We start from the raw sequence: 25,953 nt of genomic DNA, 5'->3' as shown, positions 1-25,953 counted from the left end.
CAGGTTTGTGGTGAAAATATCTCGACTTGATGGCAGGGGAGTGGCAAACTAGAGAGAGGGGGAGAGTAGGCGTAGACGGTTGCAGAGCAGTTGATGAGACTGCTTTGAGGAAAGTCCGGGCTCCCGAAAGACCGAACTTGCTGGATAACGTCCAGTGCGAGCGATCGCGAGGATAGTGCCACAGAAACATACCGCCAAAACAATCCAAAATGTCAAATTTTGAGTTGCATGGTAAGGGTGCAAAGGTGCGGTAAGAGCGCACCAGCAACATCGAGAGGTGTTGGCTCGGTAAACCCCGGTTGGGAGCAAGGCCAGAGGAACCACGGTTGGTCTTTTACCAGTTCCGTGAACATAGAGCCGCTAGAGGCGTTTGGTAACAAGCGTCCCAGATAGATAACCGTCCTTGAAAGTAGTGCATAACTCTTTTAAGAACAGAACCCGGCTTATGTGCTGCTCTCTCCTCATTTCATTGGCTGTTTTGTTCTGTTGCTAGCACACCAATACTCCAAAAATCTTCAACCAATCAACACTCGGAAACGGATGTAAAACGTAGATTTTTTAATTCCTAATTTTTAATTTTTAATTGGTATTACCTGATGTCCCGCGTTTATCCTCGTCGTCAAAGACAGTTAGAAAGTTTAGTCCAAAAGTTGGGTTTGTCACTAGATGCACCAATCAAGTGGCAATTACTAGATTTGGCGTTGACTCACCCTACTGTTTCCGACTCAGCCAATTATGAACAGCTAGAGTTTGTGGGTGATGCGGTGGTGCGATTGGTTGCGGCTGTGGTGTTGTGGGAACATTACCCAGATTGTTCGGTGGGAGATTTTGCAGCTATTCGTTCGGTATTGGTGAGCGATCGCATTCTCGCTAAATTAGCTAGAGAATATGGTTTAGAACTATATTTACTTGTCGCTGGTAGTGCTACTGCTGATCATGTGGGTCAAGAATCACGACTTGCAGACTCCTTTGAAGCTGTTCTCGGTGCGCTTTACCTCAGCACTCACAATCTTGAGCTAATTCGTCCCTGGTTAGACCCTCATTTCCAACAACTCACTAAAGAAATTCGTCTTGATCCAGCGCGACTCAACTATAAAGCCGCTTTACAAGAATGGACACAGGCTCAATATAAAGTTTTACCAGAGTACCGAGTCGCCGAAAGTAATCAACCTAATGTGAGTCATGAGCGCTTCATTGCAGAGGTATGGTTATATGAAAAAATGCTCGGTCAAGGAAAAGGACGGTCAATTAAAGCTGCCGAACAAGCCGCAGCCAAGGTGGCTTACTTAGCTATTAGTGAACAGCAAAAACAGTAGAAATTCGGTTTTACAGACTCGGCTGATGGCAAAGGAAAATTGGTACAGTCAAGAATATTTATCTGTGCCCAAAGCTTTGATTTATTTCACCACTGAGCAACACAAAAAATTCATAATATTCACTGTCAAAGCCAATCTTCCAAAACCTAAAATTTAAAATTTACACATGATCCTTGACCTTACAATATAAATTATTGTCAGTTGTAAGTTGCCGTTACGGCTGACAACTCAAGAGTGACAACTGACGACGAACACATGACAAAGATAAATATTGCGATTATCGGGGTTGGACGCTGGGGAGTGCATTTACTGCGGAATTTTCTCGCACATCCCCAAGTTGCGGTGGTAGCGGTAGTAGATCCACAACCAGAAAGATTAGCAGCCGTTAAACAACAGTTTAATTTAGACGCAAATATATTATTAACTACCGATTGGCAAGCTATTAAGCAAGTGCCAGGATTAACAGCAGTGGCGATCGCTACTCCAGCTACAACTCATTATGCCTTAATTAAAGATGCACTCCAGCAAGGCTATCATGTCTTAGCAGAAAAACCCCTCACCCTGGACGCGGAAGAATGCCGAGAACTGTGTCAATTAGCAGAGTATCAACAGTTGATTCTCATGGTTGACCATACCTATCTATTTCACCCCGCTGTCGAACGAGGTAAGGCAGTCGTTCACGCAGGAAAGCTTGGTCATTTGCGATATGGTTATGCTACTCGCACAAATTTAGGGCCTGTACGTCAAGATGTGGACGCGCTATGGGACTTAGCGATTCACGATATTGCTATTTTTAACAATTGGTTAGGTGAATTACCCATCAAAGCCCAAGCCAAAGGAACAGTGTGGTTACAACCAGGAGAAGACTCTCCAGGATTAGCAGATTTGGTGTGGGTCAAGCTCACATATCCTGATAACTTCCAAGCTTATATTCATTTGTGTTGGTCAAATCCTGATAAACAAAGGCGTTTAGGTGTTGTGGGTAGTCGAGGTAGCCTGATTTTTGATGAAATGTCCCCCACATCACCATTAACCTTGATTCATGGTGAATTTAATCAACAGGGAAATCTATTTATACCTGTGAATCACACACCAGAAACCTTGGAGATTGAAAAAGCCGAACCATTACAAAAAGTATGCGATCGCTTTGTCCACTGCGTCCTCGAAAATACTCCGTCTCTAGTTTCCTCTGGATGGGTGGGTAGAGAGTTAGTGGAAATTCTCATCGCTTTGACAACATCTCTCAACCAAGGTGGTGTTCCCATCAAAATTAGCAATGGTTATACCAATTAAAAATGATTTCAAGTCTTTAGGTTGAAGCTATCTTTGACAGCAAAAGGCTTTTAGCACTGTCACCTGCTTACTTGATGCAAATGGCTATGAGTTAACATCTTTTATATTCTCGCTGCTGTTCCCTGTTCTCGATTACCTGTTTCCTGGGGCGTATTTTCTTCTTTATTGCCTAAATCTTCTTTTTTTGCTTGAGGGGGTAATAAAGAACTATCAATTAAAGGTAACTTAATTTGTACCGTTGTACCTTGTTGTAAACCCAAACTTTCCAAGGTGATTTTCCCACCCATTAATTCAATTAAATTGCGAGAAATGGCTAGCCCTAAACCAGTCCCTTCAATTTGACGGTCAGTTGAGGTATTGACCATGACAAAAGGTCTAAACAGTTTATGTTGCTGTGTTGGATCAATGCCAATTCCTGTATCTTTAATGGTGATTATGACATGGGAATTATGGGCACTATGATGAATTTCTGTTGAGATGGTAATACTACCTTCATCTGTAAATTTAGTGGCATTACCGATAATATTAATGAGCACCTGTTTGAGCTTCACAGCATCGGCTTTAACGGGGATTTCTTCATCATTTAAAGTGCAGATTAACTGTAAACCTTTTTGTTGTACATTGACCGATTGTAAATTAATTACTTCTAGTAGTAATTGCCGTAAATCTATAGGTGTGGTGACAACAGAAAGCTTACCAGCTTCAATTTTAGAAATATCTAGCAAATCATTAATTAAACCTAATAAATGAATGGCGGTTTCATCAGCCTTTTTCAGAAACTCCATTTCTTCTTCTCGGTCATCACACAGACCATCTCTGACAATGCGAATACAATTAATAATAATATTTAAGGGATTTCTTAACTCGTGGGAAGTTGTAGCTAAAAATTGACTTTTAACTTGATTGGCACTTTTCGCTTCTTTCCAGGCTATTTCTAATTCTTCAGCCCAAGCCTTGAGCCTTTCTACCATTTGGTCTAAAGCCTGAGCTAACTGATTAAATTCACTAATTTTGAAGTTGCGAGGAATGGGTTGAACAGCATGGTGACTATGCAAATGAATAGCATAATCACTCAATTGTTCGACAGGTTCTGCTAAATCAGGAACCAAATAAAATGAAGCTAATAAACTGGCTCCAATTAAACCCACAGTTAAAACTATTAAAATTAGTTTTATTTCTTCTAAGCCAAAAATAGCATTTTCCACACTAGTCACAGCTAAAATAATCCATTTTTTCTGTGGTTGAGAGAGGGGATTATTAATGGCTGTATACCCAGCAACTAATTCCTTGCCAGGAATGAAAGCTAAATGAATAGAATCACTGCGTCCTGCGATGGCATTTTTGATTAAATCTTGGAATTTATCAGCATCAGTTTGAGTTTGAATATTAGTACCAATTCTTTCCGCTAAGGGATGGGCTAAAATCAAACCATCTTCGGCAATTACCACTAATGCACCGGTAAGTGAGCCTGGTTGATTTGCAATTTGTTGATGTAACGTGGTTTTTAAATATAAGGCATAAGCTAAATTACCACGACGATTATAGACGGGTACGGAAAATAATAGTTGTAATTGATTTTCTGGGTCTCTTTTACCAGTCGTCCCGGCTTTAGGTGGCAATAAAACTTTGATGTTAACATCATCATTGGTAAAATTTGGTTTTAATTCATCAATGGCTTTGTCACCACAGGTACTGCCAATAGTCCGACCTTGTTTGAGGCTAATTAATTGTAGACAATCAATGTGGGTGGGTAGTTGCTGACTTAATTGAGTGAGAAAAGTTTCCACTGGTTCTGAGTCACCGGACTGCAACACCTTAGTTTGGCTTGCAATCTGCAAATTAATCTTGAGAGCAGCGATCTCATCAGCAATTTTTTCACCCTTATTAATGGCACTTTCTGTTAAATTCTGTCGCGCAGTGTTTAAAAGACTGGAACGAGCTTTGTTTAAGGCGGCAAGTTCTCCTACTAGTAACACCGGGACAAACAGGATTAATAGTTTTGTTACTAAAATTCGCCGAAACGACGATTGACGGAAATTAGCCATCTACTGTCTCACTTCGCATCTGCAAACCACGATAGCAACGATATGCAATTAGACGAGTACCTCTGTGGGGAATTGATGAAAAATTAAAACTTAAAAAAACTTTTATGGCTCAAAAAAAGATAAAATACACCAAAAATCGGAGAAAGTAGATTTAATAGTCCCTTGTGTTGCCCCATCTATAGGTCAGTTGCCAGTTGTAGCAGGTGACAGTTAACAGGCTTCGCCGTGAGCGTCAGCCGAACGGTGACAGTGCTAAAAGCCTTTGGCTGTCTCAGTTTTAGTGTTAATTAGTGTTCTAACCACTCTGTCCAATGCTATATCAATGACAACTGTGTACTGTTAACAGATTTCCAACAACACAATCACACAGAAAATATCCAAACTATCAAACCAACCCAATGGTGCAACATCGTCCTCATACCACAGTGGTTTTGGCCATGAGTGCAGATGGCAAGATAGCAGATTATAGGCGATCGCCTGCTCGGTTCGGCTCAGGGGCTGATAAAGCACACCTGGAAAAACAAATTGCTGCCTCTGATGCCGTTATCTTTGGTGCTGGGACTCTCCGTGCCTACGGTACAACACTCACCGTAACAGATCCAACTCTCTTGCAACAGCGACAACAAGAAAATCGGCCTCCCCAGCCGGTACATATAGTGATTTCCCATTCGGCGAATCTGAATCCGGAAATTAAATTTTTTCGACAACCTGTCAGACGTTGGCTACTCACCACTAGTTTAGGCGCACATTTTTGGCAAGAAAGAGCCGAATTTGAACAAATTTTGATTTTTGAAACTCCCGATGGAGAAATAGATACCCTCTCAGCTTGGCAATACTTGGCTAAGGTGCAAATCTCCCGTGTGGCCGTTTTGGGTGGGGGTCAATTAGTGGCAACGTTGCTGGCTGCTAATGTAATTGATGAATTTTGGCTCACCGTTTGTCCTGTGCTGTTGGGTGGTGCAACTGCACCCACACCTGTGGAAGGCCAGGGATTTTTATATTATTTTGCCCCGCAGTTACATTTGCTAGAAGTTCAGCAGATTGAACAAGAAATATTTTTGCATTATCAGCTGCTACGACCAACGACAATGGATTACCCTAATTAAAGCTTGTGCTAACTTTTGGATCTTAACCACAAGATGGTGGAAAACATCAAACCTCACTATTCTGTCGTTTGGACTAACAAAATTGCCGAAGTTCCCCAAACTGCCTGGGATACTTTAGCCCTACCATTGAAAACTCCATTTTTAGAGTGGGAGTGGCTGAATAATCTCGAAACTTCCCACAGCGTCACAGCTAACACAGGTTGGATGCCCAATCACTTGACCTTGTGGCGAGATCGAACTTTGATAGCTGCTGCACCCCTTTATCTCAAAGGACATAGTTACGGTGAATTCGTTTTTGATCATCAGTGGGCAGAGTTAGCTTCCCGATTGGGAATTGAGTATTATCCTAAGTTGTTGGGAATGACTCCGTTAACTCCCGCAGAAGGCTATCGGTTTTTAATTGCTGCGGGGGAAGATGAAGAAGAAATCACGGCGATGATGTTGCATGAAATTGATAATTTCTGTGTAAAGCATCAGATTTCTGGCTGTCATTTCCTCTATGTTGATCCCCAATGGCGACCGATTCTAGAACGTCAAGGTTATACGGCTTGGTTGCACCATAGCTATATTTGGCAAAATGGGGGATTTACTAACTTTGACGATTATTTGCAAATTTTCAATGCCAACCAACGCCGGAATATTAAACGGGAAAGAAAGGCTGTGGAAAAGGCCGGGTTAAAACTGCAAGCGTTGACGGGAGAAGCTATTCCCAAGTCTTTGTTTCCCTTGATGTATGATTTCTATGCCGATACTTGCGATAAATTCGGTTGGTGGGGTAGTAAGTACCTGACAAAGAAGTTTTTTGAGCAGTTACACCATCACTATAGTCATCGGGTCGTGCTTTTTGCTGCCTATAATGAACAAGACCTCCGGCAACCAATGGGTATGTCTTTCTGTATTTATAAAGCAGACAAACTCTATGGACGGTACTGGGGGAGTTTTCAAGAAATAGATTGTTTACATTTTGATGCTTGTTATTATGCTCCCATAGAATGGGCGATCGCTCAGGGTATCCAACTTTTTGACCCTGGTGCTGGTGGTCGGCACAAAAAACGTCGTGGTTTTCCTGCAACTGCCAATTACAGCCTGCACCGTTTCTATAACAATCGTTTAGGGCAAATCTTACGCCCTTATATTCTGGAAGTGAATCAAATGGAAGAACAGGAAATAGCGGCTACTAATGCAGAGTTACCATTTAATCACGGGTCTAATCAATAAAAAAGTGATGCAAGCACTACACTGGAGATGTAATCTAAAAACACTATCTAGATAAATTTTTTTAGAATGCCGATGGATTTGCTCATTGATGATTTGACAGCAATTGATAACAAACTTTCTCAGCGTCATATAGACCTTGACCCTTCTGGATATTTCATCATTTATCTTGACCGGAATGAACGGTTAATTTATGCCAAGCATTTCACCAATGTGATTAATGACCAAGGTTTAGCTGTAGACCCAGAAACAGGTAAGGTGATTCCAGCACGGGAAAAGGTGGAACGAACCCACACAACGGTATTTAGTGGACGCACTGCCAAGGAACTGTGTGTGAATATTTTTGAGGAAACTCAACCTTGTCCAGTAAGTTTGTTAGACCATGCTGCTTACTTAGGTCGGGAATTTGTCCGTGCAGAAGTGGCTTTAGTCACAGGTCAAGAATACGTTCAAGATTAAGGTGATAGGTAAGTGAATTTTGGATTGTGGATGTTAATCTCAAATCTAAAATTCAATCACCCATCACCAATTAATTACTGACCATTGGGCTGAATTACTTGATAAACATAGTAAGTGGCCATGGGAATAACGGTAGCAGCAATTAAGAGTCCCACTACCCAAGCTGTAGCGTTACCTTGGTCGGTTTCTTCAGCTTTTTTGAATGTGCCTTCTACTTGAACTGCTTCTGTTACTTGCGGTGGGCCGGGGTCTGGTTGACCAGAGAGCACAGCCACTAAGCGATCGCTCACATCCAAAAATGCCTGATTATATTTATTACCATTGCGTAAAGGAATACCCAAGGTTTCCTCAACTACACTTTGGGCGATAGAATCAGTTAACAATGACTTGGCTTGATTTCCAGCAACAATGGCTGCACCATTGGTCACGTTATCAACTACCAACAGAGTTTCATTAGCTTGTGCCTCTGGGGTAGGAAACCATTGTGCAAACAAGGCTTGAGCGAAACTGTCTGGTGTTTCACCGTAATCTAGACGGTGAATGGTGACGATTCTCACCGCTTGACCCGTTTTCTGGGCTAAATCCTTGAGGATGCCAGTAATCTTACCTTCATTAATGCGGCTGAGAACTTCACCTTGGTCTAAAATCCAGGTATCTGGAGTGAGATTAGGAATTTGATATACACCTGTGGCTAAAGCTGGTGTAGCAAATACAGAGGCAGACATTACCAACGCTAGTAATGGTAATATCAGGCGAATAATGTATGTTTTATGACTGAATAATTGCTGTAATAGCTGTTTCATGGGATGAATCCAAACACAGACTTGCACTCAAAATACTACACATCCCATGTCAAAATCACCTGATTTAGGGATAATTAATGAGAACAGTATCTTGAGACTGAGTATAATTTAAACAAGTATTTATGACTAATCATTGATTAATATAGCCCTAGACAAGGCAGTTAGGACATTAACTATAGCTATAAGATACCCAAAAGCTTTTAGCACTGTCACCTATCACCTGTCACCTGTCACCTGCTATAGTTCCAGCACTCAAATTGAGAGAATTCCACATCGGATGACAATTATCTTAACCAACGACGACGGTATTGACGCACCTGGTATCCAAGCATTACTCAAAGCAGTCAATGGTCAACAGGTGATTATCGCTGCACCCCAAGACCATCAATCTGGCTGTGGTCATCAAGTTACTACTCATCGTCCGATTAATCTCCAACGTCGTTCGGATTTTGAGTATGCGATCGCTGGTACTCCCGCAGATTGTGTGAGAATTGCTCTATCACAAATCTGTAAAGATGTGAAATTTGTCCTGTCAGGTATTAACGCTGGGGGAAATTTGGGAGTAGATGCTTACATCTCTGGGACGGTGGCAGCAGTCAGAGAAGCTGCTATGCATGGCATTCCCGGTGTTGCTATTTCCCACTACCGAAAAGCCAAACTCAATTACAACTGGGATTTAGCAGCGCAATGGACAGGGGATGTGTTAAAGGACTTACTAGAGCGACCTTTAGAACCAGGATGCTTCTGGAATGTCAATTTACCTCATCTTCTGCCAGGAAAACCAGACCCTGAAGTGGTATTTTGCCAACCTTGTACCAAACCTTTACCTGTGAACTATCGCATTGAAGGTGATGATTATTATTATGTGGGTGAATACGGCAAACGCGATCGCACCCCTGGTAGTGATGTAGATATCTGCTTTTCTGGAAAAATCGCCATCACCAAGTTAAAAATTTGATTAAATCAATCTCAAAAATCACAGCGTGTAAAAATATCAAAATTTATCCTTCTTCATCTAATCCCTGTAGCAACAGCACCAGCTGATCTACAGTTTTCGACAAATGATGCAGTTGCTGCAACGAGTCCTTCTGGGAGTCAGCTAGACTTTGTACGGCATCACACAAAGCAAAAATTTGATACCCTTGTTGCTGGACTTGTCTGCCTTGTGCTTCTACTTGATTTGTCAAAGCTTCTACTCTCTCCGCCAGTCGTTCAATTGTATCTGTTGTAGACAATACTGCTTCTCCTATTTGTTCCACAATAGACTCTAATCTGTTGATTTTAACATCTGCTCCTGTGGCAATCATGTCTTGACCGCTCCAATCTTGAGAAATCATCATAGTAATATTCCTAATATTCAACCCATACTTTCATCATCAGTATTACTAGCAAATATTTGCTGCTCTAGCACAAAATCAGGATTTGCGTCTTGGGTATTTTCATATAAATATATAAATCTTGTGTTTAGTTCATTTGTGCCAAAATATCTTGATATAAACTGTATTGATCACTATGGTACTATTTTGGTATTCAATTCTACTCTCTTAATTAGTTGTTAATTCTGTAAAACAAACAGCATGATTCAGATTAAGAGACATAAAACATCTTCCTCACGATATATTTACTTTTGTCAGTTTGAGATTTAGACATTTATACGCAAATATCAAATATTGAAGACTTATGGAAGTTTTACCAAAGTACCAGAAATTTCTATCTTCTTGGGCAATTTATCGGAATTTCTTGATATTTCCAGCCTATTTTTATCAATTAAAGTTGACTGATAGAACTGGACGAAGATGCTATTTGCGGGAATTGCGTATATTCATCATTTAGTGTTAAAACTTTGTGTGGCTATAATCAATAAAAATTACATAAACTTTACGTTTATCACTTTTACGGGCCTTGACAATGTACACAACTTCATTCAAAAACCTTGATCAAGGTAGGACTCCAGCGCATTGGGAATTCAAATTTATACCCCATCCTTCCGTACAGTCTAAATTCAAACGCATTTGCGACATTGCAGGAAGTTTGGTAGGGTTAACGATTTTAGGAATTCTCTTTGTACCGATTGCTATTGCAATTAAACTTGATGATCCGGGTCCAATTTTCTTTACTCAGGAACGCTATGGATTGTTGGGTCGTCCCTTCCAAATTCGGAAATTTCGCACTATGGTGACAAATGCAGAAAAGTTAAAGCACTTAGTTGCCAATGAAGCCGATGGATTCATTTTCAAAAATAAGAATGATTTTCGAGTTACCAGAATAGGCCGCTTTTTAAGAAGTACGAGTTTGGACGAACTACCTCAATTTTGGAATGTGTTATTAGGAGAAATGAGTTTAGTTGGTACTCGTCCACCAACTGCGGATGAAGTAATTAAATACAATCAGTTCCATTGGCAGAGATTGAGAGTAAAACCAGGTTTGACTGGAGAATGGCAAGCTAATGGACGTTCACACATTCAAGAATTTGAACAAGTTGTGAATTTAGATTTGCAATATCAACATAAATGGCATCCTCTCTATGATTTGTGGTTGATTGTCAAAACCATTTACGTGATTTTGGCAAAAGTTGGCGCTTTTTAAGCACAATCAACCAACTATCTTAATCCTCAAGATATAGTGAATAGAAAGGGGCTATAGCCCCTTTTTTCATAGGGAGTTACCCAAACAAACAAAACCAATAGCGGCAAAAACTAACCCAGCTAACCGCAGTTTTCGGGATAAAAGCTGGTTAATTTCTGCACTGATGATGACTCTACCAATTTCCCGTGCAGACAGAAAAATTACGGTTTGAGTGAAGATGACACCGATAAAATAGGTAACTACAGCGATTGGGTCTAGATGATGAATAAACTCAGCACTAGCATAGCCGTGAAATAATCCAGCTGCTACACTCACAAAAGCGATCGCTAAACCGTGAATAGGTTTGGCAGCTAATAGCATCATACCTAAGATAGCTGTAGAAATAGCGATCGCTATTTCCCCACTTGGTAAATGAAACTGCATCAGGTTCATCACTTCCCCACCCAATACAGCCACAGCAAATCCTAATGCTATCCACACACCATGTATCAACCTAGCTGATAGTAAACCCAAACCCACTATCCCAGCTAAACGAGCTAAATCAATTACTGGGTCTGCTATTCCCCAAATCAACCCTTCCCAACTATTAGTAATGGTATGCTCAACAGGTGAGCCACCCGCAGAACTCATCACACTAATTAAAACTAATCCACCAATGGCTATTAAATAACGAAACTGTTTAGAAACGGCAATTTCTGTGGTTTTGGCAGATGATGATAATGAAAATTTGAACATCATTAAATTATGTCAAATTAAGCTTTCCGGTAATTTATAATACTTTACTTAATTGAGGAACAGTGTCAGATTTTATATCTTTTTGTAAATTTACACCGGACTATACGGATATATTGGATGAACAAAAATTGATGTAATTTTATTACACCGTAATTAGTTAATGTAGGGGCGGGTTTATTTGGATGTTGGTTAATGAACGAGGATATATGTGAACCCGCCCTTGAGGTTTATGTGGATGTTGGTAGGGTCTTTGTCCTAATTGGTCATGAATTTAAATCGTTGGTAACGTTTGCGTTGATTTTGGGACATAGGGGCAGACAGGAGTAAAATCTTCTCCAGCACTCTGGGAAGAATGCGACTGCACCACACTGCTAAATGACTTTGCCATCCCACTAAAATTTCTGGTGTTTCTTTGTGTAGTCCAGCTACAAGTGCTTGAGCAACTTTTTTAGGGGTCATAGGCATTACCCAGCGAAACCATTGCAGTTCTCGCACCATATCTGTATCAGTCAAAGAAGGTAGCAAAGCCATAACTCGAATATTATGTGCTGCTAGTTCACCCCGTAAGGCTTGGGTGAAACCTAAAATGGCAAATTTCGTAGCTGAATAGGTAGCCATTGTTGGTGCTGCGACCTTACCCATTAAGCTAGACACATTAACAATAGTTCCTTCTTGTCTAGCAGCCATCCGCCGGGCAACTAAGCGGGTGATGGTATACATACCAACCAGATTAACGTTAATTTCATCCCGCACTTGGGACAATTGGGACTGTAAAAAAGGAACTTGATGAGCGACTCCGGCACAATTAACGAGGAGATGAATAGGCCCATAGTCTCGCCAAGCTTGGGCTAGGGAAATATTTACTTCCACGGGTGAATTCAGATCCAATGCTAAGGTGACAACTTCCACACCTAGCTTTTCAATTTCCAGGGCAACTTGAGCTAGTTTTTCTTGGTTCCGTGCCAGTAATAGCAAGCGTTTCATACCTTGTTGTGCCAATTCTAGCGCGATCGCTCGCCCAATTCCCCGACTGGCACCGGTGACTAAAGCTGTCTTTCCTTGAATGTTCATAACTAAAACCTCTAGAGTTGCAAATCTCAATGGGCTTTGATGTTGTTTAATCAAGAGTTGACAAATGTATCTTGCTCCATTGCTCACTGAGATAAAAAGTGATTTGTGGTTTCACCTGGGTGTAAGTTGAACTTCATCATTGGCAGCAAAACAATTCTCACAAATCTGGACTGAAAACTTGAAGATGCTCAACAACGTCGGAACTTATCGCTGCATGAGATGAAGAATAACTATGTTGTTGATGTAGAGCATGAGCGATAAGTCTCCTCTATACAAGCTGTACACAGAACCTACTACGATTCACACTTTAGCAAGGGGATCAAGTATCTGCAATTTTTCTTAATAAAAACCGAGATTTGTAATATTAATACATGCGTTGTTCATATATAAATAATTAAATACGCTTAGACTCATGAACAATAAAAAACCTCGGCGAAACTAACCGAGGAGAGGAGAAAAATCCGAATGACAATTTAAGACGATTTCAATGTGAAGGAAATTTAGCTGACACCCAAAGCTACCAAAATCAGGGCAGTCACAAACAAAGTAGCGATCGCACCTTGAATCTTGTAGGTGTTTTGTTGCTCTTGGTTAGGATACTCAGCGTAATAAATTTGGGGTTCAGATGCGTAGTTATTTAAAATGCCTTCTTCGTTAATGGTGGTATACATAATTTTTTTCTGTGTTTGTTTAACTTATGTAAACAAATTTAACAATATTGTTACAAAACGTCAAGACCACTTGACATCTTTTCTGAGATAGTATCCATTAGCATTGCTTATATAAAGTAACAGGGATTAAAATTTATGTATAGAAATATACCAAATATCGTGTTTCACCCAGAGAAGAAATCTCAAACCCATATTTTTCGTGGCTTATGGGTAAGTTCTGTATTAGACATCTGGTGAAAATGAATGTAGAGACGTTCCGACGGAACGTCTCTACAAGGGTTTCAAACCAGGCATATTTAATTAACACCAGATGTCCATTATTTATATTGAATTATTGAATACATCTTTGAATCATGGGTTCACTCAATCAAACTAGCAGAAGAAAAATTCTCTATTTCTTAATTACAACTATTAAATTTATTTTTTCTAAAAACGGTATTCGTCCAGCTAGAGGACAATCTTTTAGCATACCGACAGGTAAGGAACCATCAAACTTAAATGCTGCTAACCAAGACCAAATATATCAAGAGTTTTTGCGTCTAGCGGTAGGTGGAAAGGAAAACAAACCAGTGCTTTTATATCAAGGGGTGAAGAATTCACCCTACAAAGACCAAATTAAGCACTACCCCCGGTTGTTAAGACAAAGACCAAACGGCAAAAATTTAGTCAATGGTATTCAAACTGATAGAAATTTCAAATCCTATCCTATCCTTGGAAAAATTCCAGAAATTGATGAGCAAGGTCTTAGTTTTTTGCATAATGATATTAAAGAGGCTTGTATTTGTATTGGCAATTTCTGGGAAAATCAATTCCAGGTTAAATGGTTGGGTAGAAATGCACTCAATAATGTCGAACTTTGGAGTGGCAGTAAAATCATTCCTCTGATCTATACAGCCACACTTATTAATCAAAAATCTCCTTTTGCTAATATTAGTGAATATAATCTTCAAGGGTTAGATCAGGATAACAAAGCTAGAGAAATTCCTTTAATTGAATTAGCCAGTGATTTAATTACTTATGAAAAAATTCTTACTACATCTAATGCTTCAGGAGGAATGTTTAAAAAGTTTGCCTCACAAATAGAAATAGAAAATTGGCTCAAGAATATTACTGGTAATACATCTCTGGTTTTCCGCGGTCGATACGGAGATAAGCCTTTTATGGAATTACCAAATTTAGTAGAACGAAGAACAGGGAAAGTAATCATTAGTGCCAATACAGCTGACCCAAGTTGGGCGTGTAATTCTCTATCGGTTTATGATTTAACTCGGATAATTTCTACTCTTGGCTGGCATAATTATCTTAGTCAGAATTCGCGCTTTCCTTTCGCACATAAACAAAATTTGGATACCATAATCAAAATTTTGGGAACAGACCCAGCCCGCTTAACTGATTTAGCAATTAAAGTTTTAGGCTTAGAAAACAGTATTGATTCTGTAGTAATTATCTCTAAGCTGGGTAATGGAACAAGTATTCCTAGAGAAAGAACAGAGGCTGTTTATGTTGCTTTAGTGCAATTTATTGACCGTCGTCCACAAGCTTTAGGTCAACCAGCTAAATGGATAACATTCAGTCTGGCTTTACGAGGTGCAAGGAGTCTGACTCCTCGTAATATAGACCGTGAGGTGGTAGAACTTGACGCTAGAATGGCAACAGAGGTGACAGAAATTATTCAGAAATTAATCCTGAATTATTCATGATTTGGTACATGTCGATTTCCATTTAAGTTAGGTGCAAGTAGTAATAATTAAAAGCAGATTATCTTAATTTTTAAGACTTTCTTGACGGTATTGCCAAGGATTAAATTTTAAGAAAAAGTTTTTGTTCAAGCCCACTGTAATACCTAATTGCAAGTTCTGAAAATTTTCAGTTAAATTATAAAAGCTGTTATTATGAATTTTTTGATTCTCTGCTTCTCCCTTTTTAAATAAGAACAGGGGATATTTAGAGTGAGATACATAAATAATATTGTTAATGAATTGAAAATTTTCTCTTTTTTGCTCAAATAAACCCACTAAAACAGGGCCTTGTGTCTGTTCAAAAATATTATTGTGAACATGTAAATTACGATATTTGTTACCAAAGGAGGCTATGGGATAAAATCCACCCCGGATATAGTTATGATTAAACTCAATATTATTCGCAGATACCTCACAGGCATAAAAAGGCTTATTTTGTCCGTACCAAAAATTATGGTGGACATGAATTCTGGTTTGATAATCAGGTTGGGAAGTGGGAATGGATGCTAGAGATACTGTACCGTTAAAGATGGAATTATAAATTTCACATTCATAGCATTTATGTTTAAATAATTCTAATGCCATTTGTGGTGTCCAGCCATTCCACCAGGCATTCCATTTATCAACTTGGATATTTAAATTAGCAAATTTCACATTTTTTAAAATACTATCTGGACCCACCCAACTATTACCTTGTGGTTTCCAAGCATCACTCATGGAACCGATACCTTGACCTCCACGGGTGAGGGTGTTAATGGAAATTTCATGGAATGAAACGTTGGTAAGATTTCCTAAGACAATAGCCGCTGATTGTTGACTATGTTTATCAGGGACTCTATTGTTGAATGTACAATCAAATATGGAAAGATTGGCTAATTCGCTATTCTGGGTTCTTTCAATATTAATTGCATGAGATTGATATTGTCTGAAAGCAATGTCACGAAGATTTATTTGACTGGCATCTCTGATATAAACGGCAGTACCATACTTATACTTTTTACCATTGAATTGCATTTTACTTAGAGAAATATTTCTTCCTCCTCGCAGATGTAATTCTCCTTGAATGGTAGTGGCATAGATTCCTGAACCAATAATTTTTACCCCTGAAGGGACTGTGATTTTTCCACCCAAGTCAAAGGAACCACTACCAATTTGAATAGTATGGTCTTGGTCTGCATTAACTGATTTTAAAGCTTTATTTAGTGTACGCCAAGGAGAATCTTTTGTACCTTGTCCTTGATCTGAACCTTTGATATCTACATAGTAAACTTTAGCAGATGCCGACTGGATAGAAATAGCAGAAAAAAATCCCAGTAGTAAAATGCCTTCTATGACCTTGATTACTGTATCTTTTCTGTTCATAGTTTATTGATGTCAATCGAGAATGGTTTTCAAGTATTGTGTATCCATAATATCGTTGTGGTTGCCATAGTTTTTTCCTGCATATTGAATTTGCAAAATCAGTCTATCCTTTTCTAAAGGACGTTCGGCTTTGTGATAGCAAATTGTATCTTCTGCAAAGCCAAAACCTGCTTGACCACAAATAGTAACGATATTTTCCTTGCCATAGGCTTCGGCTATTTCTTCATCAGTTCGTCTTTTAAATGGAAAAATAACATGGGTAATTTTTTTCTGATGATGACTGCCACGGATACATATATGAGGGCCACTGTGGATATCTACATCGGTGAGGTAAAAGAAAAATCTCACACAGCTATAGTCGTCTAAATCGTAATGGTAATAACTGACAGTTTGTCTGGGGTCGTAGTGAATATCATCTACTGCAAAAATCCACCATAAACGACTACCTGTAAATATAGGTTCTGTTTCTAAGTATTGACTAGCTATCTCTAAAAGTATGGGGTCGTCAACTATTTTCTGGATGGTAGGACATAAGTAACTGGTGTTAAAGTATTGAGCCTTATTAAAAACTATATTTATTTTAGCTTCTACTTGCTGTTTTTGAAAAATCTTAAATCCTAAACTGGGGTTAGAATCTCCATAACATTCGTGACTAATGGCAAATTTTAAGATTTCTTTTCTGATGTCTACAGGTAAATTTATTCCTAAAAATAATCCATCTGTTTTTAATGCTTGGACGGCAATGGTAGTATCTAGAGGAGACAAAATAGATTTACTTACATCGTACCTATGGGTTATAGTTTTTTTTCTCAGAGAATTGATGGCAATACGAATAGTAGAAAATCTGCCAAAAATTGACATAATTAGCCATGCAGGACTAATAGTTGCTTTTCTGTAGTACGAGTAGCAGATTGAGATTAATTCCTGCCAAAATCCACGAAAAAATAAACTTTTGTTCTGGCTGTTAAGATTTAGCATGTTAAAGTTTGATTAATAATCAAAAGCAAAGTTGAATCTTATTCAACAAGAGACATAGCTAGTAGGCTTGTAGTTCATGTCCTAACTGCCTTGTCTACAGCCCTAAATACAGTTCAGTTAGAGTCAAAAGCCTAAATTGTAAAAGATAATCACAGCATTGATGATGTTGTGTTGTACTATCGCTTCACCCAACCTACTTTTTATGTTTTTATGAACTTAACTGTATTAGTTCATACTTTCAGCTAGCTGTGAAAAGATTTAGTTCCTGCCTTTTATAACTCAAAATTTCAGAGAAAAATAAATTAGGCAGAATGAAAATCGGAGGTGTAATAGCTTAATTAACCTCTAGTATTTATGACATGAATAATGCACAAATAGCTAAAAATATTCCTGGATAGGCTGTCAAGTTTTTTAAATCAAAGCTGGTAAAATTCCTTTGCTTCTAGCAGCAACTAAAATGGATTGGTAAAAAATATATTGCATCTTATCTTGCCAACGTTCTCTAGTTTTAATATCAAACAATGATTTGATATGTATTGGTTCAAAATCGTCTTTTTGGGAAAAAATGTTTTGTTGGATAGAGGTGACAATGAATTTTATGTTTGGCTCTGATTTGCAGCAGGTTTTAATGGCTTCAGGAAGATTTATTCCTAACAAATCTTGAGCTAAAATCATGCCAAGTAAAAATCTTTTCCAACATCCTAATTTTTGAGACTGTTTAATTACTAAGTCCCAATTTAATTGAGGATTACTGTTGATGACAGCAGTGATATCACTGATTAATTGCAATCGATTCCAACGATCTCTTGCACCATGGACACACAAGTATAAAATATTATCTTCTGGAGCAAGATTTAAGACTGTTTTACCTGCTAAAGATATGTAGGTATGATGTTGCCAAAGTTGTTGATAATTAAGAGGAAAGGAAAGATATTTTTGTAAAAGCTGCCAGTGGAAATCTATATAAATACCAATATCTTTGTGATAATAATTATTGTCTTTACAGTAGGGAGATTTTAAACGAGCAATTTCTTGTTGGCGGGTAAATTTGTATGTATTTTCGTAGCCTTGGTCAATGAGAATGTCTCTGGCAGCGATCGCATCCTCTGGAGAGACTAGAATATCTATATCGTGAAATTGCCGTAGACCAAGGTTTTGATAGGCAGAAACCGCTAAAGTCGCACCTTTGATGGGAATTGCAGATATTCCTGCGGATGCAAACCAATTGAGGATTTTCAGGAGTTCACCAGTCAAGAACAGGTTATGTCTAACGTTAGCCTGGAAGTATTGCTGGAGATAGGCTAAAACTGGTTGGGGTAATAATTCAGGGCAAATATGAGATAGGTTGTGATACAGCAGAGGTGTAACTTTATGTAAGGCTGCTGTAGCTATGATGTAGTTCCAGTTGAGATTTTGTGGAACTATATCTTTGATTTTTTCAATAGTAAATGTGTCTACGTCAGTACGGGCACAACAGAGAATGAGTTGATTTTCCCGTGATGTTATATCTAATTGGTTTTCACAAGTGGGAGGAGAGAGAATTTTGATCATAGTTTAATTAATGCTGCTGAGGGTTAGTTGAGAGTTAGTTTCTGTTTGCGCTTGCCAAGATTGGGCGTATAATCCTCCTAAGGCAATTAATTGGTCATGAGTGCCTGATTCGACTATTTGTCCTGCTTGCATGACGTGAATGATATCTGCACGCATGGCTAAGGTAAAACGATGGGTAATAACCACAGCTGACCGATTTTTAGCCATACTACGAAATCTATCTAACCAGTCATGTTCTGCCCAAGAGTCCATAAAGCTGGTGGGTTCGTCTAAAATCAGAATGGGTGCTTGGCGTAAAAATGCTCTAGCTAAGGCGATACGTTGCCATTCTCCTCCGCTTAAATCTGTACCACTGGCAAATAATTTTCCTAGCTGAGTGTCATATCCTTGGGGTAATTTGGCGATAATTTCCTCAGCACCTGCGTCACGGATAGCTTGCTGAATGGCATCGCAGCTGGGTTGGGAATAAATATCGCTGATGGCAACGTTTTCGGCTACGGTGTTTTGATAGGTGACGGGAAGTTGAAACATGACGGTTAACAACCGACGCAGTTCTTTGACAGCGAACTGTCGAATGTCAATGCCATCTATTTCTATACTGCCCTTTTCTGGGTCATAAAAACGGCAGAGAAGTTTAATTAGAGTGCTTTTTCCTGCACCATTTTCGCCGACAATGGCAACTATCTTACCCGCAGGGATGGTTAAGTTAAAGTTTTGCAAAATTGCTCTTTGACTACCAGGATAGCGGAAGGTGATATTACGCAGATTTATTCCCTGTTGGATGGGTAAAGATAGCGGTTGGGGATAAGGTGGGTCTTGAATTTCTGGTTGGAGTTTGAGAAATTCAAATAGGCTACCTAAAAACAAGCTGTTACTATAGATTTGACCAGCGTTGGATAGGGCGGAACGCATCAAGCTTTGACCACTATTGAATGCTTGATAAAATAAAGCTAGGTCTCCTAGTGTCAAAAAGCCTTGCAACAGTCGCCATAACATCCATGCCATTGTACTACCAGCGATGAGTAGGGCAGAGATACTGCCAGCTAGTTGGGTTAAGCTTTGTTGAGTGGCAAGCTGAATGGTTTCTTGGCGCAAGCGATCGCGTATCTTAGTATAAGCACCTTGGAAATGATCTCCCAAATCAAATAACCGCAACTCTCCGGCACTATAAATTTGGGTCATCAGGAAATCATAATATTCTGCCCTGCGACGTTGGGGTGTGGTTTGTTCCCACCACTGATAATAGTAACGATTGAAGCGTACAACTACATACAAGGCCGGGAGGGAACTGACAACTAACACTAAAGGCAACCATGCACCATAGGGTAACAAGATGGTGGCCATGGTTAGTAAAGTAATGCTGTTCTGCAATAAGCTACCAATATTTTCTAGCAGAGATAGAGAACGTCCACTAGCGTTGCTGCGTGCTTGGTGTAAACGGTCATGATACTCTGGTAGTTCGTAGAAAAATAGGTCAGCAGCAATAGATTTTTCCTGGACTAAAGCTGTGATGCGGTCTTGGATAAGTTCTGACTGAATAGTGCGAACAATTCCTAAGGCAGCGCTGGTGAGTTGAGTCAGTAATAATACGGTTGCCATTAAGGCTGCTGGGAATATTACTAATTTCCAGCTTTCGCTGTTGATGCCAGCTTTCATGGCCACAACCAGATTATCCACTAGCAATTTGGATAAATAAACATTTGCCCCTGGTAACAAACCTTGAATGCAGAGTAACAATGTCCAGGCTGTAGTCCAAACTGGTGCTGTTTGCCATATCAAATGCAAGGTCTGATATATATCGGATGACCTAGCTAAAGATTTACGTAGCTTGCCGCGCAACTTTACCATAGTCATTGTCTCACACTAAAGATGGCTGTAGCTCATCAGCCAAGTGTTTTTCTACCATGTCTGCTAAAGTAGGAAGCGATCGCAAATCATCGGTTCTTTGCAACTGATATATGGGAATATGTTTGACAATGCTAGTACATTGTTGAAATTGAGCCACATTATGGGTTTGATACCAGCGCGTTGGCAAAGAGTGACGCATCAATTCTACAAAGGCTGACCGTGGTGGTAGTGGTTCTATGCCGATGCTGTCACCTTGGGCTAACATGTAAATTTGTTTGATGGGTAAAGCTGTCTGGGAAAATTCGTCAGCGACCCGAAACCCACCCTTATTTAACTCTGGATGTAAAAATAGCAGGTCAGATTTGTTGTGTCCTAATACTTCTGCTACTTTCGGAAAGAGTTTAAGTTGCGGATAACCGGGAAATAAGGTAATTACATCCCCCTCGACTTTAGCTGCCACTACATCATCCGTGATTATGCGGTATCCTTTGGCGTGGAGTGCAGCAGCCATTGTGGACTTACCCCAACCAGATTTACCCACAAACACAACTGCATTATCATGAAAAGCGATCGCACTACCATGCAATATAAATAGGCCCCGTTGATACAGCAGAATTGACATGATAGTACCGATGAGATAAAGACCAATTAATCTTTCATCATCGGTGACAGGAGTAACGATAATTTCTCGACCATGACGAATTACAAATAAAGCTGCATCTCGGTCATATAGTATAGATTCTTCTAAATCTATGTTGATAAATAAATCATGATTACCTGCCACAGCACTGGGAATAGTTTTATGGTGCTCTAAGCGGATAGAAACTTCCCCATTTCCTGGCACAGAAACTAATTCTGGTAATGGTATTTCTGATTTTATATATAAACCGTAGGCTAAGTATGAAAACATAGATTTAAATTTCTTTATTATTCAACATTTTCAGTTCAATCTTTAATCTTGAAAGTTCCTCCTTAACCATTTAAATAATTAAAAAATTAGGGTTGAGTTATTGAATATATTTTTTCATTTTCGCCAAGTATCACTTGGGTCAACTCAACCCCCAATTAATGTAATTACATATTAGCTATGTAATTACCAAAAATAATCTGTACAGCCTCAAGTTTAAAGTCCGCTGACTTTCACTACACCATTACCAGGGACGGAAACGGGAGTGCTAACATTGTTGATAATGAAAACAAATGTGTCTCCACTGCCAACATTTTTGGTGATATTAGGATTGCTTTGCTCTGTTAATTTTTCTACTGAACCATAAACACTTAATTCAGGTTTTTTCCATTCTTTTTGTGCCAACATTTTTATTTCTCCTAACAAAAATCTTGTTTTTTCTAACTTGGCGATATTGCCTCTAATATCTTATTCCTTATTTCTCCAATGATCAAGATAAAATGGCATATTTTTCTAGAAAAATGTAATCAAAAATCTACATTCTCTAACCATTTACCTAAATTCACAGCAGTGTAAACTGTCATCGCATCTTCTTCTGCCATAGGATTAGTTGAATAACGATAATATGCAGCCCTTAATGCCGGAATATCTACATAATCAGCAATTGAATCTGATTGGTCAAAAATGATTTGTTCTAAGGTATCTCGTTCAAATTCCAATAATTTTGGTTTAAAATTCGCCCCTAAATTAGCCTTAGAAACTCTAGCTCTTAATTCTGTGGGTAAAATGTCAGCCATCGCTCTTCTAGCAACTAATCTAGTCCATCCCGCAGAAAATTTTTGTTCGGGAGGTATAGCCACACAAAACTCAATTAAGCGGCGGTCACAAAAAGGAAATGCTAAGGAGATAGAAAAAGCATTAGCTAATTTATCTGCCATTTCTAGGACATATTGAATTAATCCAGAATTTAAACTCTGACAATGCACTTCTCTAGGGGTAACAGCACCAGATAAAAGCTCCATTTGTTGGTCAAGATATTCGGAAAGTTGCAGCCGTTTAGCAAAATGAGGATTAACAGCATTATCCGCCCAAATCGGCTTGGTGGTTGTGTGAATTTTTTGAGAAAGCCGCCACATACAATCAGGAATTAAAGGCTGTATTCCCCATTGCCAAATTACTTGCCCCCAAGGTAAATAAGACCTAGAAGCATAAGCTCGACTTTCTTTGAGAAACCGCTTAAATTGAAAATTGCGAATTAATTCAGGAAGATAAGCATGACCATGGGAAATGGTACTATCACCATCTATGCCATCTAAAACTACACGCACATGGTTAGCTTGAACCTTTTGATAAATGAGCCAATTTAGATATAGGTTAGGAGCGCAAAAGCCCTCATCCATATGCCAAAATACTTGGTCATAATTGGTTAAGGGACTGCTAGAATCAGCTTCGATGTAGTGTGGCTTAATTTTCTCCTGTGCTGTGACTAAATCAACGTAAAATCTTTCATCAATTAATTGTAAATATTCTGATTCTAATCCCGGAAAAATAGCAGAAAATGTGTGTAATTTTTTGTTGTCTTGTCGAGCTAAAATTTCCCTAGCAACACAGGCTATGGAGGAAGAATCTAAGCCTCCACTCAACATAGACCCTACAGGAAAAGCACTGCGTAATCGGCAATTAACTGCTTCTGTAAATATTTCTCGATATGCTTGAGCATACTCTTGATTAGAACTCAAACGTATTTCTCTATAAGGATCTAAAGACCAATAGCGGCGTAATTGATGGGTTTCTACACCAATAGTTAAGCTATGGGCAGCTGGGAGTCGAACAATATCTTCATAAAAGGTAATTTCCCTATCTTCAAAAACTCTCATCAAGTATTGTCCCACACGGAATTCATTCAATTTACGTGGTACTTCCGGTAGACAAAACAGGGCTTTAATTTCTGAAGCAAAGACAAATAAATTATGGGAACGATAATAATATAAGGGTTTCACACCCATAGGATCTCTAGCACAGAACAATATCTGTTGACGACGATCCCAAATTACAAAAGCAAAGTCTCCTAATAGCCTTTCTGGGCAAGATTCACCCCATTTTTCATAGGCAGCTAAAATTAATTGGGTATCAGTAATTTTGCTCGGTGGTTGGTCAGATAACTGCAAGAGGTCTATTAATTCATCTCGGTTATCAATTCGTGCATCGGCTGTAATCACTAAGTTACCTGCACTGTTCTTCAGTGGTAACTTTTCTAATAGAGATTCGGGAGTTGTCCAGAGCATTCTGTGTCCTAAGCCAACAGAATTTTGTCTCCAAATATCTCCACCATCAATACCACGATGATTTAGTATTTCTGCCATTTGGCCCAAATGACTCGCGTCTACGGGCTGACCGTCAAAATAATAAATACCAAAAATTGCGCTCACAAGCCTTTACCTGCTTATAAGTTGTCATTCACTATGAAGCTGTAGAATCTTAGTTTTCAAAAAGCTGCACGACTTTTTTTAATTAGTCCAATTATTTATGTTTGCAGTCACAATCATGCTATTTGCAGGTGTAGGTGTATTGGTTATATATATGAGGACATGAGTGAACAAAAAACCACCCATTAAGTAAGACACACTTTCTTTAAATAAGTTCCCCGTTGCTTCATAAATTTTTTACAATGTGTTTCTCACTTTAAGTGAAACTCTGATGAAGTGAAGACAGGGGAATGAATTTGGCTTGATTTGTTAATTTACCAATGATGATTTTTCCTTGGCTTTCTACCCAAGCGTGGGCTTCTAAATTGCCCTGGGGGTTTTTAGCCACTCCAATACATAACTTAGTGCGATAACCTTGCCATGCTAAAAGAATTTGAGTGACTAAAGCACGAGCCAAGCACTTCGGAGGAGGAAATAAATATCTACTCACAGTTTCTACCGCCCAAACGACCGCACACCATATAGCCTCATCTGCTTCTGGATGGTCGAGGGGTAGTTGGACGATACGATTGACAAGTTTATACAAAATCTTCCAAGGTAATAACCATAACCCTAACCTAATCATAGTCAAGGTTATGGCAGTAGTCAGCAAAAGTTGGCGATCGCTATTCCTTAAGCGTAACCACTTATGCAAATGTTTCATTCTTAACCTCAATTAATTCAGCAGCTTGTAGCTGTTGCAGCAATTCCTGAACCTCGCGATCGCACTGCTCCTGTTCTACCGCATACTCTTGTAATAAAGTGGCCTTCACTTCCTGCACCGTCTTTGCTTCCTGAATTAAACTCCAAATTCTCGCTCCCACTTCATTGAGACCGTGATAAACCCCAGATTTGAGATTGAGAATTACAACTTCACCACCTATATCTGAAGATACCTGCTCACTCACAGCCACTAAGACTGAAGAATCTAAAATTTGGCTTTCCAGTTTTTTTGAATTCATTTTTTCGCGTTTTATCAACTGTTTGGCTAATTTCTGCCCAATATATGCAATATCGCTGCATATATCACTTCATTGTGTCCTACCTAGTAGATGGTTTAGCTCCTTTGGGGCTAAACATTCCCTGCATAATTTGAAGTTCAAGCTCCAAAAGCTTTATGGGGCTTTTTAGCTGTCTAAAACTAGTCATACCAATTTGAGATTTTGGATATCAGGACTGAAAATTGCTTTTCGTTCACACCTTATCCTTGGTGAGGGAAATCTAAAAATTGTCAATTTTCAATCCCTTAGCTACACCCCTAAACAGGGAGCAGTAAATCTAAACATAAACGTCTAAAATCCCCAGTTGATTGACTAGTCTAGGTTCGCACACTCAAGTTTATTTTTAATTTTCCTCAAATCAGCAACTGCAAGAGACTGTGGTTTGAGATTCAGCACACAAAACTAACTCTGACTATGGAGGTGGCGAACTAGCCCCAATAATTTTCAGTCAGTATATACGATTATTTACAGTCTTTTTACTAAAGCTTTATCAAAAAAACATAATTGCTCAGTATTTTTGATAAGGAAAACAGATAACTGAATATATCCCTGAATTCAACTATCCAGACAAATCAGAAAAATAGGACAGATTCCCTTTATCCTTAGTTCTCCAGCCCTAATTTCCGCCCCAAAAAATATTTTTGCTAAGGGCTTGACATAACCCCAAGAGTAACTGCTATATTATTTAAGGTGAAACGTTGGGGCGTAGCCAAGCGGTAAGGCAGCGGGTTTTGGTCCCGCCATCCCTAGGTTCGAATCCTAGCGCCCCAGTAGTAAAAAAGGGTAGGCTGAAAAAGCCGCC

General features: G+C 39.1%; 23 protein-coding genes, 1 tRNA gene and 1 other RNA gene. 10 read left to right on the top strand and 15 right to left on the bottom strand.

Features of this window, described 5'->3' with window-relative positions; all coding sequences use genetic code 11:
* Positions 1-62 precede the first annotated feature (62 nt).
* The 3 genes from rnpB (at position 63) to H6G73_RS03095 (ending at position 2,609) form a co-directional block, all read left to right on the top strand.
* Positions 63-461: RNase P RNA component class A (rnpB, locus tag H6G73_RS03105), an RNA gene on the top strand.
* 135 nt (positions 462-596) lie between these two features.
* A complete protein-coding gene (gene rnc, locus H6G73_RS03100) occupies positions 597-1,316 on the top strand; it encodes a ribonuclease III (protein ID WP_190601476.1) in 720 nt (239 codons plus the stop codon).
* Between the two features lie 255 nt (positions 1,317-1,571).
* Positions 1,572-2,609 carry a Gfo/Idh/MocA family protein gene (locus tag H6G73_RS03095; RefSeq protein WP_190601475.1) on the top strand — a complete coding sequence of 346 codons (1,038 nt, stop codon included), beginning with the start codon at positions 1,572-1,574 and terminating at the stop codon, positions 2,607-2,609.
* 101 nt (positions 2,610-2,710) lie between these two features.
* Here the strand turns inward: H6G73_RS03095 and H6G73_RS03090 are convergent, their stop codons facing one another.
* Positions 2,711-4,654, bottom strand: coding sequence for a sensor histidine kinase (locus tag H6G73_RS03090; RefSeq protein WP_190601474.1), 1,944 nt, complete (start codon positions 4,652-4,654; stop codon positions 2,711-2,713).
* Positions 4,655-5,052: 398 nt separating this feature from the next.
* Between H6G73_RS03090 and H6G73_RS03085 the strand changes: the two genes are divergently transcribed.
* The 3 genes from H6G73_RS03085 to H6G73_RS03075 all read left to right on the top strand — a co-directional run bounded on the left by H6G73_RS03085 (position 5,053) and on the right by H6G73_RS03075 (position 7,434).
* Positions 5,053-5,760: a RibD family protein gene (locus H6G73_RS03085; protein ID WP_190601473.1), complete on the top strand. Its 708-nt coding sequence runs from the start codon at positions 5,053-5,055 to the stop codon at positions 5,758-5,760.
* A gap of 33 nt (positions 5,761-5,793) precedes the next feature.
* Complete coding sequence (locus H6G73_RS03080; RefSeq protein ID WP_190601472.1) at positions 5,794-6,978, top strand: GNAT family N-acetyltransferase; 1,185 nt, start codon at positions 5,794-5,796, stop codon at positions 6,976-6,978.
* A 72-nt stretch (positions 6,979-7,050) separates the two neighbouring features.
* Positions 7,051-7,434, top strand: coding sequence for a DUF4346 domain-containing protein (locus H6G73_RS03075; protein ID WP_190601471.1), 384 nt, complete (start codon positions 7,051-7,053; stop codon positions 7,432-7,434).
* Positions 7,435-7,508: 74 nt separating this feature from the next.
* Here the strand turns inward: H6G73_RS03075 and psb32 are convergent, their stop codons facing one another.
* On the bottom strand, positions 7,509-8,237 hold the full coding sequence (psb32, locus tag H6G73_RS03070) for a photosystem II repair protein Psb32 (RefSeq protein WP_190601470.1): 729 nt from the start codon (positions 8,235-8,237) through the stop codon (positions 7,509-7,511).
* Positions 8,238-8,514: 277 nt separating this feature from the next.
* On the opposite strand from psb32, the gene surE reads away from it, so the two are divergent.
* A complete protein-coding gene (surE, locus tag H6G73_RS03065; protein WP_190601469.1) occupies positions 8,515-9,195 on the top strand; it encodes a 5'/3'-nucleotidase SurE in 681 nt (226 codons plus the stop codon).
* A gap of 43 nt (positions 9,196-9,238) precedes the next feature.
* On the opposite strand, the gene H6G73_RS03060 is transcribed toward surE, so the two are convergent.
* Positions 9,239-9,577 carry a hypothetical protein gene (locus tag H6G73_RS03060; RefSeq protein ID WP_242034101.1) on the bottom strand — a complete coding sequence of 113 codons (339 nt, stop codon included), beginning with the start codon at positions 9,575-9,577 and terminating at the stop codon, positions 9,239-9,241.
* A 568-nt stretch (positions 9,578-10,145) separates the two neighbouring features.
* On the opposite strand from H6G73_RS03060, the gene H6G73_RS03055 reads away from it, so the two are divergent.
* Complete coding sequence (locus tag H6G73_RS03055) at positions 10,146-10,823, top strand: sugar transferase (RefSeq protein ID WP_190601468.1); 678 nt, start codon at positions 10,146-10,148, stop codon at positions 10,821-10,823.
* A 66-nt stretch (positions 10,824-10,889) separates the two neighbouring features.
* Here the strand turns inward: H6G73_RS03055 and H6G73_RS03050 are convergent, their stop codons facing one another.
* The 3 genes from H6G73_RS03050 to psb34 form a co-directional block, all read right to left on the bottom strand.
* The gene (locus tag H6G73_RS03050; RefSeq protein WP_242034100.1) at positions 10,890-11,561 is read right to left on the bottom strand and encodes a HupE/UreJ family protein; all 672 of its coding nucleotides are present in this window, start codon (positions 11,559-11,561) and stop codon (positions 10,890-10,892) included.
* Positions 11,562-11,813: 252 nt separating this feature from the next.
* Positions 11,814-12,629, bottom strand: a complete 816-nt coding sequence (locus tag H6G73_RS03045) for an SDR family NAD(P)-dependent oxidoreductase (protein ID WP_190601467.1) — start codon at positions 12,627-12,629, stop codon at positions 11,814-11,816.
* A 500-nt stretch (positions 12,630-13,129) separates the two neighbouring features.
* Positions 13,130-13,300, bottom strand: coding sequence for a photosystem II assembly protein Psb34 (psb34, locus tag H6G73_RS03040; protein WP_190601466.1), 171 nt, complete (start codon positions 13,298-13,300; stop codon positions 13,130-13,132).
* A gap of 353 nt (positions 13,301-13,653) precedes the next feature.
* Between psb34 and H6G73_RS03035 the strand changes: the two genes are divergently transcribed.
* On the top strand, positions 13,654-15,000 hold the full coding sequence (locus tag H6G73_RS03035) for a peptidoglycan-binding protein (RefSeq protein WP_190601465.1): 1,347 nt from the start codon (positions 13,654-13,656) through the stop codon (positions 14,998-15,000).
* A gap of 63 nt (positions 15,001-15,063) precedes the next feature.
* On the opposite strand, the gene H6G73_RS03030 is transcribed toward H6G73_RS03035, so the two are convergent.
* The 9 genes from H6G73_RS03030 to H6G73_RS02990 all read right to left on the bottom strand — a co-directional run bounded on the left by H6G73_RS03030 (position 15,064) and on the right by H6G73_RS02990 (position 25,112).
* The gene (locus H6G73_RS03030) at positions 15,064-16,401 is read right to left on the bottom strand and encodes a glycosyl hydrolase family 28-related protein (RefSeq protein WP_190601464.1); all 1,338 of its coding nucleotides are present in this window, start codon (positions 16,399-16,401) and stop codon (positions 15,064-15,066) included.
* Between the two features lie 12 nt (positions 16,402-16,413).
* Complete coding sequence (locus H6G73_RS03025) at positions 16,414-17,262, bottom strand: hypothetical protein (RefSeq protein WP_199317585.1); 849 nt, start codon at positions 17,260-17,262, stop codon at positions 16,414-16,416.
* A gap of 528 nt (positions 17,263-17,790) precedes the next feature.
* Complete coding sequence (locus H6G73_RS03020; protein ID WP_190601462.1) at positions 17,791-18,930, bottom strand: nucleotidyltransferase domain-containing protein; 1,140 nt, start codon at positions 18,928-18,930, stop codon at positions 17,791-17,793.
* Positions 18,931-18,933: 3 nt separating this feature from the next.
* Positions 18,934-20,784: an ABC transporter ATP-binding protein gene (locus tag H6G73_RS03015; RefSeq protein ID WP_190601461.1), complete on the bottom strand. Its 1,851-nt coding sequence runs from the start codon at positions 20,782-20,784 to the stop codon at positions 18,934-18,936.
* Positions 20,785-20,788: 4 nt separating this feature from the next.
* On the bottom strand, positions 20,789-21,688 hold the full coding sequence (locus tag H6G73_RS03010; protein ID WP_190601460.1) for a hypothetical protein: 900 nt from the start codon (positions 21,686-21,688) through the stop codon (positions 20,789-20,791).
* Positions 21,689-21,901: 213 nt separating this feature from the next.
* Positions 21,902-22,093: a hypothetical protein gene (locus H6G73_RS03005; RefSeq protein WP_190601459.1), complete on the bottom strand. Its 192-nt coding sequence runs from the start codon at positions 22,091-22,093 to the stop codon at positions 21,902-21,904.
* A gap of 119 nt (positions 22,094-22,212) precedes the next feature.
* Positions 22,213-24,114, bottom strand: coding sequence for a lasso peptide isopeptide bond-forming cyclase (locus H6G73_RS03000; RefSeq protein ID WP_190601458.1), 1,902 nt, complete (start codon positions 24,112-24,114; stop codon positions 22,213-22,215).
* Between the two features lie 253 nt (positions 24,115-24,367).
* Positions 24,368-24,814 (bottom strand): lasso peptide biosynthesis B2 protein, encoded by a 447-nt coding sequence (locus H6G73_RS02995; protein ID WP_190601457.1) that lies wholly within the window; start codon positions 24,812-24,814, stop codon positions 24,368-24,370.
* Entirely contained in the window at positions 24,798-25,112 is a 315-nt protein-coding gene (locus tag H6G73_RS02990; protein ID WP_190601456.1) for a PqqD family peptide modification chaperone, read from the bottom strand. Before H6G73_RS02990 ends, H6G73_RS02995 begins: the two co-directional genes overlap by 17 nt.
* Positions 25,113-25,850: 738 nt before the next feature.
* Here H6G73_RS02990 and H6G73_RS02985 point away from each other — a divergent pair.
* Positions 25,851-25,922 (top strand) — tRNA-Gln (locus tag H6G73_RS02985).
* Positions 25,923-25,953: the final 31 nt, after the last annotated feature.

Origin of the sequence: Richelia sinica FACHB-800, from assembly GCF_014698825.1 — a bacterium.
Lineage (GTDB): Bacteria > Cyanobacteriota > Cyanobacteriia > Cyanobacteriales > Nostocaceae > FACHB-800.
Note: the sequence above shows the minus strand (reverse complement) of the source record. Positions and strands in the feature narration are given on the sequence as shown.